7 protein-coding genes and 2 tRNA genes are annotated in these 13871 nt (G+C 35.6%); 2 read left to right on the forward strand and 7 right to left on the reverse strand.

All coding sequences use genetic code 11. The features are described from left to right. Positions 1–22 precede the first annotated feature (22 nt). From RGQ13_RS07070 to mutY, 7 genes are all read right to left on the reverse strand, one after another. Complete coding sequence (locus RGQ13_RS07070; protein ID WP_348392856.1) at positions 23–4312, reverse strand: hybrid sensor histidine kinase/response regulator; 4290 nt, start codon at positions 4310–4312, stop codon at positions 23–25. 343 nt (positions 4313–4655) lie between these two features. Continuing rightward, positions 4656–7676, reverse strand: coding sequence for a hybrid sensor histidine kinase/response regulator (locus RGQ13_RS07075; RefSeq protein WP_348392857.1), 3021 nt, complete (start codon positions 7674–7676; stop codon positions 4656–4658). 522 nt (positions 7677–8198) lie between these two features. Further along, positions 8199–9566: a sensor histidine kinase gene (locus RGQ13_RS07080; protein ID WP_348392858.1), complete on the reverse strand. Its 1368-nt coding sequence runs from the start codon at positions 9564–9566 to the stop codon at positions 8199–8201. A 920-nt stretch (positions 9567–10486) separates the two neighbouring features. Beyond that, a tRNA-Thr gene (locus tag RGQ13_RS07085) sits at positions 10487–10562 on the reverse strand. Positions 10563–10657: 95 nt separating this feature from the next. After that, a tRNA-Phe gene (locus RGQ13_RS07090) sits at positions 10658–10733 on the reverse strand. Positions 10734–10905: 172 nt separating this feature from the next. Further along, positions 10906–11178 carry an oxidative damage protection protein gene (locus RGQ13_RS07095; RefSeq protein WP_348392859.1) on the reverse strand — a complete coding sequence of 91 codons (273 nt, stop codon included), beginning with the start codon at positions 11176–11178 and terminating at the stop codon, positions 10906–10908. Further along, a complete protein-coding gene (mutY, locus tag RGQ13_RS07100; RefSeq protein WP_348392860.1) occupies positions 11175–12260 on the reverse strand; it encodes an A/G-specific adenine glycosylase in 1086 nt (361 codons plus the stop codon). The genes RGQ13_RS07095 and mutY overlap by 4 nt, the downstream gene beginning before the upstream one ends. A gap of 213 nt (positions 12261–12473) precedes the next feature. Here mutY and RGQ13_RS07105 point away from each other — a divergent pair, with 213 nt between their 5' ends. Next, complete coding sequence (locus RGQ13_RS07105) at positions 12474–12809, forward strand: YggL family protein (RefSeq protein WP_348392861.1); 336 nt, start codon at positions 12474–12476, stop codon at positions 12807–12809. Between the two features lie 161 nt (positions 12810–12970). After that, on the forward strand, positions 12971–13723 hold the full coding sequence (trmB, locus tag RGQ13_RS07110; protein ID WP_348393387.1) for a tRNA (guanosine(46)-N7)-methyltransferase TrmB: 753 nt from the start codon (positions 12971–12973) through the stop codon (positions 13721–13723). The last annotated feature ends 148 nt before the right edge of the window (positions 13724–13871 follow it).

The following is a 13871-nucleotide window of genomic DNA, read 5'->3' on the forward strand; positions in this document are numbered from 1 at the left end:
CTACCTTTTTTATTTAGTTTTTCTATATTGCTTTAAGTAATTGTTGAGCTTTTTCAAAATCATAATCACTTACTGCTGTTGCGATTAGCTTAAGTTGTTCAGTTATTGGATCAGCTAGTTGAAACGTTTGTAACTCAGTAAGTAAATCTTGAGCTTTAGTGTCACAGTTATCTAATAACTCATCTAATTCAACAAAACGTTTGTTTAATTCTTTATCTGTAATGTTAATTAAATTACTCGTTTGGTTCGGTGCAATTATTGGAAGTTGTTCAAGACTTTCTAATACTGGCAGTAGTTGTTCCATTAAATACTCTAAATGAGATTTTATGATGGCTTCATTTTCGTTATTCAAACAAGATATTTCTAATGTTTCAGCCGCCGATTGTACCTTTGTTGCGCCAACATTACCGGCAACTCCTTTTAAAGTATGTGCACAACGAGTTGCTTCGTCATCGTTATTGTTTGAAAGCAAATCTATTTGAGAAAAACGTGCCTCAAAGTCGAGGTTGGTGTCTCTAAATTTCACCAACAGGCTATGGTATAACTTAGTATTACCTTGTGTAATTGACAGGCCTTGTTGAATGTTTATACCGAATAATGAATCAGGAATTAACGATTGTGCTGAATCAATCTCATCGGAGCTAGTGTGTGTAATTTCTTTTTTCGGGGTGTTATTTTTAGGGGATATCCACTTCGCCATAGTAGTGAACATATCGCGTATATTAATAGGTTTTGAAATATGATCATTCATTCCTGCTGCGATAACTTTTTCTTTATCACCAGCCATAGCATTAGCTGTCATCGCTAATATTGGCAAATTTTTAAATCTTTCTTCTGCTCGAAGATTTCGAGTGGCTTGATAGCCGTCAAGAACTGGCATTTGGCAATCCATTAATACGCCATCAAATACTTGCTCTTGTAAAATATCAATTGCTTCTTGGCCATTATTTGCTACAACAACACTCATGCCATTGGTCGTAAGTATTTCAACAGCTAATTCTTGGTTTATTTCATTATCTTCAACCAAAAGCAGGTGAGCACCTTTTAAGTGTTCTAGCACTTTATTTGAAACTTCAGCCCGGCTTTGTTGCGATCTTTTTTTAATTTCATGACCTAGAGAAAGCATGATTGCTTCATATAAACTTGAAGCGGTAACTGGCTTTGACAGTACATTGTCGATATTTGCTTGCTCTGCTGCAATAATTGCTTCCTCTTTACCATAAGAGGTAGCCATAATAAAGCTTGGTTGATTACTGATGCCTTTATGGTTTTGTATTGCTTGTATTGCCGAAACGCCATCCATTCTAGGCATTTTCCAGTCCATAACGACTAATTGATAAGGGATGCTATCATTTGCATCTACTATTGCATTTATTGCTTTATTGCCACTATTAACACTGTCAACGATGAAACCAAAACTGCTTAGCATCGAAGACAATATTTCTCGGGCAGAGCTGTTATCATCAACCACCAAAACTTTTAAAGCTTCCAACTCTACTGTTGTATCTATTTGCTGATTTTGTTGCACCTGTTGTTTTGCAAAAACGGCGGTAAAGTGGAAAGTACTACCATGGCCTTCAATAGAATCAACACCTATTTCACCTTGCATTAATTCCGTTAACTTTTTACTTATGGCTAAGCCTAATCCTGTCCCGCCAAACTTGCGGGTAGTAGAGCTGTCTGCTTGTGAGAATGATTGGAAAAGCTTTTTCTGTTGCTGCTTATTAATACCTACGCCGGTATCGCTAATGGCAAAGCGTAACATCACTTTATTTTCATCTTCTTCGATAATACGCACACTAAAAATAACTTCACCTTCTTCGGTGAATTTAACGGCATTGTTACCAATGTTTACCAAAACTTGACCAAGTCTTAGTGGATCACCAATTAGCGCGGTTGGAATATCCGTTGGGATATCAAACAATAACTCCAAGCCTCTATCTTCGGCATTAAATCCGACTAAATTTGCGAGATTATCAAATACATCTTCTAATCGGAACTCAATTTTTTCCATATCAAGTTTGCCAGCTTCAATTTTAGAAAAATCTAGGATGTCATTAATAATGCCAAGTAATGATTCTGATGAACGATGCACTTTCTCAATATAGTTTCTTTGCTTATTATTAAGCTCTGTTTTTAACGCCAATTGCGACATACCAATAATGGCATTCATTGGTGTTCGTATTTCATGTGACATATTGGCAAGAAAATCACTCTTAGAAGCACTAGCTTGCTCAGCTAATAGCATAGCCTGTTCTAATTTATCTTTTGTTGTCTCAATTACTTGTTTTTGATTTTCAAGATCTTCTGCTTGTAATTGAGTTTTTTGTAATAAATTTTCTGTGTGGCTACGATGACGAGCACTGACTACTGCAATTGCTATGTTCTCATCTACAAGATCTAATAATTCTTTATGTTGTTCTGTAATTGGCGTTAAAGAAACAAGTTCGATAACAGCCAGTAACTTACTGTCGTAAATTAAAGGAAAAAGTATTAAATGATTAGCGTCAATATTGCCAGTTAAAGAAGCAACATTAAAATATTGTTCTGGTAAATCATTGACGATTAAAGTTTGTTTGTCGGCAAGAACTTGCCCAGCTAACCCTTGATTTTTTTCAACGACTTCATACTCACTAGCAGTTTTATTTAATGCATAGCCAGTTAAAAACTCAAGAGTATCGTTTGCGGTGTTATGACTATAATAAACACCGCCTCGCATGTTCATATGCTGACAAAGAGCACTTATAATGCTATTGGATAATTGCTCTTCCGAAAGGTTTCCCCGTGCCTCATCATTTACAATACTTTGGCCTGTTTTTAGCCAGTGTTCCATTGCTGATTTTTCAACGTTTTCTTGCAAAATTCTTGTCATTCGCGCTAGAGATTGCATGAGAATATCTTTATTCGAGCGAGGTATTATTTCTACATCATAATTACCACTGGCAATGATGTCGGCCTTTTCAGCAATTTCTCTCATATCGATGATCATTTTGTTCAGCATTAATGATAATTCATCTTCATCTGACTCAGCTTCAACATTAAAATCTACACTACCTAAACTGATTTCTTTTAACGCTTTTTCTTTACTTAATAAACTTTTAAGCATCATTTGGAAAGACTGGCCTAAAGAGTCCTTAGCTGATAATAATGATACTTTGGTTGATAAATTACCACGGGCAACATTTTTGGCTACTTCAGCTTTTACATCTAGGCTTTTTAAAAATCGATTAAAGGCATCAGAAATTAATCCAACTTCATCTTTATTATTATTTTCAAAACGTAACGATAAATCCCCGGTTTTTTGAACATTTTCTACTACTTTTACTAAGCCCTTAATCGGCTTAGTTATGGCGCGAATAATAATCCACCCCATGATAATTGTAAGTATTAATACAATTGAAGAAGTGAAAATAACCGTAACCACGCTTTCATCATTACGCTTTTGAACTTGCGGGCCTAAAGTATCTTGAGCTTTTTTTAAGGAAAGTTTAATTTTCTCTGATATTTCTGCAATTTTTTGATCATGAGGTAACATCTCTTGTGAGACCAATTCGTTACGAGAATAAATTATTTCTACCATTTGCTCAAAAGATTCAAGATAAAAAAGACGAGCATCAATAAATTCAGCTAGCAATAACTTGCGCTTAGGGTTATCAATATTGTCTATTATATCTTGCAGTGTTTCTTCAAAGCCTTTACCTAATTCACTTCGAACACGGTCCACATTAGCTTTTTTATTTTTGTCTAAGAACTTTAAAACGTAAAGGCGGCCAAGCAGTACACCTTCTAACGCTTTACCTGCATGATAGGATGCGGTTGCATCTTGATCCGCAAAGGCTGATATCATAATTGATTCAATATTTTTACGCATTTTGATCCCTTGTGGATCTAAGCGTTGAGTTAAAATGATGTCACGCTGGCGAAGAAGTTTGAATACTTGCAGTGAAGCGCTGCGATATTGGTCAATACTGTTTACTAAATCGATACTGAGTGCTTTACGGGTATCATCATTTAATACGTCTTGCTGTTCAACGGCGAAACGCTTTGCTTGTGCTATGCGATTTTGAAAAACATCATAATAATTCTCATCACGTGTTTTGAGAAAATTTCCTGCAGCTCTTGAGGCCATCAACATATTGGCCTGCACTCGACCTGAGAGCACACTTTTACGGGCAAAATCACGGTAAGACTTAAAATCTGCGCTACTCATTTGCAGGTCTTTTATCGATAGACCAACACTAAATAACATTATGATAAAAACTGTGGAGAAAACTAGCGTCATTTTTGCGCCAATATTTAATCTAGAAAGCATTGAGTATTACCTGAGACTGGAATACTTAAAAGATATACCCTTTTAACAAATTTATAAAGTTTGTAACGCATTGTTTTCGATAATGATTAAAATACGAAGAGAGTTTTATTTATAAAGACAAATTAACAGCTCAAGATTTTTGTCAATGCTTCGTTTTGAATTTAGGTGTACCTGACTGTACAAGGGGGATAAAGAGTAAGTTTTGTTGTGATGATTTTTGATGTCAGATATTCGTTTGGTATCAAAAATACGATTAATGATGCAGTGTATCATTAATCGTATATGGAAAAATAATTAGTCCCTTCGGTATTTTGTTGACGATGATTTACGTCTCATAATGCTACTATTTTATTTCTCTAACTTTAACGGAAAGTTCCTCTAATAAATTCTTAAGTGTGTTTATGGATTCAATGAAACTATTTTCATTTCTTTCATAATAAGATTTTTCGACCTCTGTACAGCAATTAAAAATAAATGTAAGGCATAAATTTCCAGATGTGCCTTTAATAGAATGAATATGTTCGTAGCAAGTGGTCCAATCTATGGGAATTGAAAATAACTTAGGATCAACACTAGGGTAAGCATCACAAAAGCCATTCAACAGGTCGAAGTAAAAATCAACATCATCTGTCATATCTATTGCTGCGGCCAAGTCAATTCCAGATAACGATGCCAGTTTTGTTTCTAATGATGTATGGGGCTTATCTGAAACTTCCTCACTTGTTGAGAGAGATAAATGATTAATATTGTTGTCTGTAATAATCCACTTTGCCATAGTTTCAAACATAACAGGTATATCAATGGGCTTATTAATAATATCATTCATTCCTACAGAGATGACTTTCTCTTTTTCGCCGACCATTGCATTAGCGGTCATGGCAATAATAGGAAGTTGTGAAAATTCTGGTTGTTCTCTGATAATTTTAGTTGCTTGATAACCATCCAGAACAGGCATCTGACAATCCATTAATACCCCGTCATAAATTTTCTCTTTGATCATGTTCACAGCCTCAATACCATTATTGGCAATATCAACATTTATCCGATGACGCTGTAATATATCTTTTGCAAGTTCTTGGTTAAGTAGATTATCTTCTACCAATAAAATATTAGCATTTAGCAGTTTATCCACCGCGGCTTTATTATTTTTTTCTGTTGACTCTTTTGATAACGAAATTCGTTTAAAATCGGTCTCTGATATTAAGCTTTTCTTTAGCTGTAAAGTGAACGTAAAGGTTGAACCGTGATTTACGGTGCTAGACACCGAAACATCTCCCCCCATAAGTTCGACGAGTCGTTTAGAGATAGCAAGACCCAGTCCAGTGCCACCATAGCGACGAGTTGTAGACATATCAGCTTGGGAGAACGATTGAAATAATTTGTTTAATTGTTGGGCACTCATACCAATGCCATTATCTACAATGTTAAACTCGAGTTCGACGTTATCTTCAGTTTGATGAGATAAGTTAATATTAATTGCAACTTCTCCCTGTTCACTAAATTTGATGGCATTACTGCTCAAGTTTAATAATATTTGCTTTAATCGTAATGGATCACCAATTAACTGTTGAGGTACGTTATTTTCAACACTAATCTTTAATTCGATCCCTTTTTCTTCTGTATCAATTTTCACTAGGTTAGCGACATCATCTAGTACTTGAGTTAATGAAAAGTCGATAGATTCTATTTTTATTTTATCTGCTTCTATTTTTGAAAAATCTAAAATGTCATTGATAATATTTAAAAGAGATTTCGCTGAATAGTTGACCTTGGTTATATAATTGCGTTGTTGCTTATCAAGCCCACTGTCTAACGCTAAATGGCTCATACCTATTATGGCGTTCATTGGTGTTCTAATTTCATGACTCATATTCGCTAGAAATTGTGATTTTGCTTGATTAGCCTTTTGTGCTTCGGTATGCGCTTGACTTGAAATCGATGTTAAATGAATTAATGCTAGCTGTGATTTACGTATTAAAAATATTAATAGTGTTATAGCGATAAAAAATAGAATTCCAGCGTACATCATATAATTTGCTACTCTTCTTTCTTCTGCCATCTCTTCAAATCGCTGCCCTCTGATTTCAAGCAAAGTATTACCTGCGTTTTCTGCAGATTTAACCATATTAGAAGCAATATCATCTAATTCAGATACAACAGCAACAACTGTATTAAAGTTTTCTAAGTAAGATTTTACATTGGTGTATACGGATAAAAATATTTGTTTTTCATCGTCTTCAATTAACATACTTTGAATTTTTTGAATATCTAAAAGTGAAGTGTTCAATGCTAGTTTTACTTGTACAGCGTAAGACTTTTTAACCTCCAAAGTTGGGGCTAGTGCAAAGTCACGATCTAGTTGTCGAGCAAAGCTTATTGTTTGTGAAAAGCCGGTTACTTCTTCAGACAAAGCTAATCGTTTCGCCATTAACTCTTCAATATCACTGACTTGTTGTTGAATACTTTCTAGCACTAACATTTCGTTATTACGTAAATCAAAAGATAATTGTGTTAGGGCGTCGGCCTTCTTAGATAAATTAAGGACAATGGGGTGTTCGGCAAATATTTCTTTTTCATTTTTTAACGCAAGTAAGTCTTGTAAAGATAGGCGGTATTTCTCTTTGGCTTTTTGTAAACGAGTTAGTAGACTTAAACTTCTTTCGTTTTTAATACTGCTAGATAACTTTAATATATTACTGTTTAATTTTCCTAATTCGACAATTAACTGTTCATAGTTACTTTGATTTCTAAATAGTAAATATTCTTTGCCATAATTTTTAATCGCACTAATTGATAAAGATAATTCATAAGACAGCGATGCATTTTTAGTGATTTCTTTCATTTTTTTGCGGTTTATTGATATTGAATCTTTATCTAAATTTATGTATTTAGACTGTAAATTCTGAATCGATTCAGCGCTTAGAGAGGCTTTTCTGGCTTGTTCAACCATCATTTCTCTGCTATGAGTTTTATTCTTATTAAGGGCTACATAACTTTCGAAGCCTTTTTGATATTGTTCTATCCAATTAACTAGTTTTGCCGTTTCATCACCATAAGCAAGGTCTTGAACATGAAAATCATTAACTAATCGTAGAGACTGGTTAATTGTTTCTCTTGATTTTTCTGCTTCGATAGAGGAGTTATCTCGGGTAAAGGTTAATTCGTGTAATCGAGCTTGGTCGAGGGTGATTAGAAGTTGTCCCGCTTTTGCATAACGATCAATTGATGTAAATAAATTACTTAAACTCCACCAAGCAACAAAACCAATGCAAAATAAAAATAGGGTAACGACTACAAAACCTTGCATAATGTTTTTAGATTTTTTCTGTGTGTTGTATTCGGTATTATTTTGAATATTATTCATAAGCTTTAAGGGTAGACTTAAATATATAAATCGAGAATACATTTTTTAAAATAAGCCAACAAGCCAAATACAATACGACTTAATATTGATAACTGGTTTTGAACTCAATGCTTTATAATTTATGATAAATATCAATAAGTAACAGGTGAGTTTAAGTATGCGTATTTTTGTAATTTAAATGTAACATATGTGCTATTTCGCTATTGTTTGTAAACCTGTAACTTCGTTTACACAGCCTTGAGTGACTTTTGCGAACATAAAACCATAAAAAGAATTCGACATTGAGAAGTTGCACTAAATTATTTGTTTGATTGAACACTCATGTAAATCCCTTTGGAAGATGGACTTCAAGTTAAGTCTCAATTTTTCCTGAAAAACGATATTCACAATGCCTTTCGACATCTGTGGTTTCAATATCAAGTTTTCTGCAATTATTTTCCTCTGCGGAGTTAGCTTACTGGTGAAACTTTACAGTAGTTGTTTGAATAATTTTAAGTGGGTACATATAAAATATTGCTCATATTAATCTAAGGGTAAAGAAACGGTGAAAACCGTGCCTTTATTTACATCACTATCGACTGATATGGTGCCTCCATGTTTTTCAACAATGCTTTGAGAAATAGATAATCCCAAACCGATGCCTTTGCCAATTTCTTTAGATGTATAAAATGGATCGAATATCTTCAATATATCGTCTTCAGTAATACCTAAGCCTGTATCCGCAACGCTTATATTAATTGCCATATCGGTTATTTCACTTGTTAAACTCACTTCACCTTTAACGCCTATCGCGTGACCAGCATTAAGCAAAAGGTTCATGATAACTTGCCCTAATTCACCAGGACGACACTTATACTTTGGCAATGGAGCCAATGATTTGTTCAACTTACATTTGTACTTCAACTCGCTCCACACTATACGAAGTGCAGTTTCTATTACTTCTTCATTCAAATCGACCCATTTTAGTCCCGTATCATCAACCCGGGAAAATTGTTTAAGATCCATCACTATTTTTTGAATTCGGACAGTGCCATTAATAGAATCATCTAGCAACTTGGGTATATCCGACAATATATAATCCAGATGCTGTTGCTGCTTTATTTCCAAAACATTATTTAATAATTCACCTATCTCTGACTCATTTAGTATTTCCTGATGTAGCATAAGCGCTTGTTCTAATTCGGAGTACACTTGAAAAACGGCGTTAATGCTGTTTTTGTAATCGGCTAATGCTTCTAAATTACTTTTAACAAATCCGTTAGGGTTATTAATTTCATGCGCCACACCCGCGGCTAACAGACCAACAGAAGCTAATTTTTCGGAATGCACCAGTTGCCTTTGCTTGTCTTTTAATTTTTGATGAGCTTTGATTAATTCGGCTTCATAGGTTTTACGTTCGGTTACATCCTCAACAATCGTAAGAATTCTCTGCCAAGTATCCTCATCACCACTGACAAGACGGGTGATCAGACGTACATCAAATATAGAACCATCCATGCGACTTTCTTTGAGTTCTTGATAGTTAATCTTATTAGTACTGGCGAGAGCTGAAATCTCAGATGCGTAAAGATTTTCCCATTCTTCATCCCACCAACCTTCAGCATTTTCCTCCGCCTTAAGAAATTCAGCCTCGGAATTCGCACCGTATATTTTCAGAATACTATCATTAACACAGTTAATTTTGATTGAATCTACTAGGCTGCGTAAAAAAAGTGGGTTATTTTTAAAATACAGAGGTAAATTTTCAATTTCTTCAGCATTTAATTTATCAATTTTCTTTTTAATCATTGACCAATCTTGCTCAATAACTCCAAGCGGCAATTCAGAAAACAGAGAATGGTGACGTTGTTCTCTTTTACTGATTAATTTACCTGATTCATTGTCACTCATATCATGGTTCTCCTATAGACATGATAGCAACGCCATATTTAATGGAAAATGTCACTCGTTTATTACAACCTCTAGTAGTAGCATCATATTTAATACTTATAACTCAATATAGCACACACAAAATATATACTTATGTTACCGCAGAGTTAAAAATAAACAATTTCAAGGCGGTACTGCTGACTTATAAGACATATTGAGGCTTGTTCAAATTTAAGAATAAGTTTTTTACTAATCGATAAATTCATTTACCCTAGGTAAAATTAGTACTCTAGCTAGGGCTTGTTGTAAATGGTTCCGACTCGGCTTTGGCATCCTGCGTCGCTCTACCTCCTGCATCCATGCAGTCGTGCCTAGGGATTGAGTCGAACTGCCGCTCTTATACTGGCTACTGATTCAATCAGTAGGCCTGTTCATATAATTATTTTAGACAAATAAAAAAGCCTCAACATTTCTGTTGAGGCTTGGTTATGAATGGTGATGAGTGCCTGGGGATTGAGCCGAACTATTTTTGTTCGACTTTATTGCAGACGAAAAAAAACCTTAGCGTTTAAACTAAGGTTTCTTAATGAATGGTGATGAGTGCCTGGGGATTGAACCGAACTATTTTTGTTCGACTTTATTGCAGACGAAAAAAAACCTTAGCGTTTAAACTAAGGTTTCTTAATGAATGGTGCCGACTGCCGGAGTCGAACTGCCGCTCTTATACTGGATACTGATTCAATCAGTAGGCCTGTTCATATAATTATTTTAGACAAATAAAAAAGCCCTAGCAAATGTTAGGGCTTTGATATGAATGGTGCCGACTGCCGGAGTCGAACTGCCGCTCTTATACTGGATACTGATTCAATCAGTAGGCCTGTTCATATAATTATTTTAGACAAATAAAAAAGCCCTAACAAATGTTAGGGCTTTGATATGAATGGTGCCGACTGCCGGAGTCGAACTGGCGACCTACTGATTACAAGTCAGTTGCTCTACCAACTGAGCTAAGTCGGCACACAAAACTGTGTGCGATATTCAAACCAAATCTAAAACTTGAGTTATCGTATCTTGGCACCGAAACAACAATAAATCATTGTCTCTGAAATTAATGGTGCCCCGACCCGGATTTGAACCAGGGACACGCGGATTTTCAATCCGCTGCTCTACCAACTGAGCTATCGGGGCGCTTCGTTGACTAAGCTTTTGGCTTTGCCTTGAAGACGGGCGCTATTAGACTGTTTTTCTGTTATTCAGTCAACTACTTTTTTCAAATAAATGTTTGTTTGGCTATTTTTAATTCAATCTAGTGGTTTATTGACCAAAATAAGACGATTAATTAGCGTTTTTTTTACAAAGCTTATTTTTTCTCTGGAGTATAACCTTCAATCTCTGGCTCTTTACCTTCAAATAAATAGGCAACCATAGTTGTTTCTAAAAAACTTCTATCTTCAGGATTCATCATTGATAGCTTATGTTCATTAATCAGCATGGTTTGTTTCTTTTGCCACAATCCCCAAGCTTCTTTACCAATGTTATCGAAAATGTTTTTTCCAATATCACCTGGGTAAAATTGAAAATCTAAACCATCATCTTCTTTATTGAAATGCTGACAGAATACTTTACGGCTCATAATTGCTTCTCTTTGATTGATTGTTCAATAATACTTTCATTGATTAATGATAATAACGTTTTACTTGATGCGGCTAATCCTACATTTGCTCCGCGTTGCAGATGGTACCAAAGCTGTTGATCATTTTCATTAATAATTATGTTATTTGCATTGTCATTAATATTCCCAATTACCACTTTTAGAGGCTTAATATCTAAGTGAAAATGGGAAAAGGTATGCCTAAAACCATTTAGTTCAGTTTGGCTGGTTATGCTAAAGCCTAGTTCAGTTGTAAGATCGGCTAATTGATTGATGTCTTGTATTTCAAAAAAGCTCCATAAACCACCCCAAATACCGGTTGGTGGGCGTTTATACATTAATACCGAATCTTCATTGGTAAATATCACCATGATTGTTTGCTTAACTGGCTTTTCTTTTTTAGGTTTTTTACCCGGAAATTCAGCTTGTTTTTCATGGAAAAATGCTTGGCAGTTTGCTTTTAGTGGGCATTCAGTGCAACTTGGTCTGCTGCGTGTACAGCGCATAGCGCCTAAATCCATCATTGCTTGATTAAAATTAGCAACGCCTTGCTCCGGAGTCAGTTTTTCTGATAACAGCCACAGCTGCTTATCAAAGGAACTTTGCCCAGGGTATCCGGATACCATATGGTAGCGAGCTAATACTCGTTTAACATTACCATCAAGAATAGGGTGGTGCTGATTAAGCGCCAGAGATAATATTGCGCCAGCGGTGCTTCTGCCAATTCCAGGTAAGGCAATAACGTCATCAATGTTATCAGGGAATATACCATTATAATCATCACGAATTATTTTTGCTGCTTTATGTAGGTTACGAGCTCGTGCGTAATAACCAAGTCCTGTCCAGTGGTGCAATACCAAGTCTTCATCAGCATTGGCTAGATCTGAAATAGCAGGAAAACTACTCATAAATCGTTGGTAAAAGGGGATAACAGTAGCCACTTGAGTTTGTTGGAGCATTACTTCTGAAATCCAAACACTATAAGGAGTTTTACTTTGCTGCCAAGGTAAGTGTTTGCGGCCTTGGCTTGCAAACCAAGTTAATACGTTTTCGCTAAAAGACATGATGATCATTATTGTTATTATATTGCTCTAACCGCGAGTGTAGCGCTTTTACATGCGTTGATCCACGACAAATATATTTGCAAATGTGACTAATAATACTTGGCAATTTATTCATTTAGCACTATTCTTCGCCCCATACAGTACATTATTCCTATTATTTAATTTGAAATAAGGAATTACTGAATTTTATTTCTACATTTATTAAGGTTTATCATGACAGAGAAAGTAAGTAATCGTAGCCGTCGTTTACGTAAAAAAATGCGAGTTGATGAGTTTCAAGAGTTAGGCTTTGACTTAGCTTGGCAATTTGCTGAAGGCACTACTGATGAAACGATTGATGAATTTATGGATAAATTCTTTGACGAAGTTATTGAGCCAAACGGTTTAGGTTTTGGTGGCGAAGGTGATTTAATTTGGCATGGCTTGGTATGTACTCAAAAGCTTGGTAAGTGTACTGAAGAAAATCGCAAAGCCGTTGAAGCATGGTTAACTAATGCTGGCGCTAAATCAGTAACAGTATCTGAACTATATGATGTTTGGTGGGCCTAGTTTCCATTAAGTATTAAAAAGGACTTTTATAAGTCCTTTTTTTTCCTCTACGATTCCATAGCTAGAATTGCTAAGCAATTAATGAACGTGGTATTATCCGCGACCTTATCTTCGGTATGAAGCATTTTTCGACCAAACTAAACGATTTTATGAGTAACTCTATGAGCAACGATACGCCAAACGACAACCAGCCTAAACAACAGCACAAAACCATTGAGCAAGCAGAAGCGGAAGGTAAATACATTCGTAAAGTGCGCAGTTTTGTTAAGCGTGAAGGTCGATTAACGAAAGCCCAAGCTCGTGCATTAGACACTCTGTGGGATACTATGGGCTTAAACCATAGCGACGGCATAATAGATGTTGAAACATTATTTGGTAATAATAATCCTATTACCTTGGAAATTGGCTTTGGTATGGGCAAGTCTTTAGTTGCCATGGCCAAAGCAGCACCAGAGCAAAACTTTATTGGAATTGAAGTACATCGTCCAGGTGTTGGTGCGTGTATAGCCGAAGCCGAGGCTGAAGGCGTAACAAACTTAAAAGTGTATGAGCATGATGCAATCGAAATATTAGCCGAGTGTATTCCAAAAGGCATTGTTGATACAGTGCAATTATTTTTCCCGGATCCTTGGCATAAAGCTAAGCATCATAAACGCCGCATTGTAAAACCTGAGTTTATTGAAAGCATTCGTGGTGCGTTAAAAGTTGACGGTGTATTCCATATGGCAACAGATTGGGAGAACTACGCTGAATGTATGTTAGAAGACATGAAAACGGCTCCTGGGTTTAATAACTTGTCTGACACTCAAGATTATGTGCCACGCCCTGATTCACGCCCATTAACTAAATTTGAAAATCGCGGTCAAAATTTAGGTCACGGTGTTTGGGATTTACAGTTTAATAAAATAGACTAGCCGTTCGAAAATGTCACAAATATAAAAAAGGCAGAGTTAATAACTATTTAACTCTGCCTTTTTTTACTTCAGGGATGAAGGAATGTCAATTTGCCATGGATGGCTGGTAATTGACTCACTTCAGCTGATTAAGTTTGTAATAACCATA

It is taken from the genome of Thalassotalea psychrophila (genome assembly GCF_031583595.1).
Taxonomy (GTDB): Bacteria; Pseudomonadota; Gammaproteobacteria; order Enterobacterales; family Alteromonadaceae; genus Thalassotalea_A; species Thalassotalea_A psychrophila.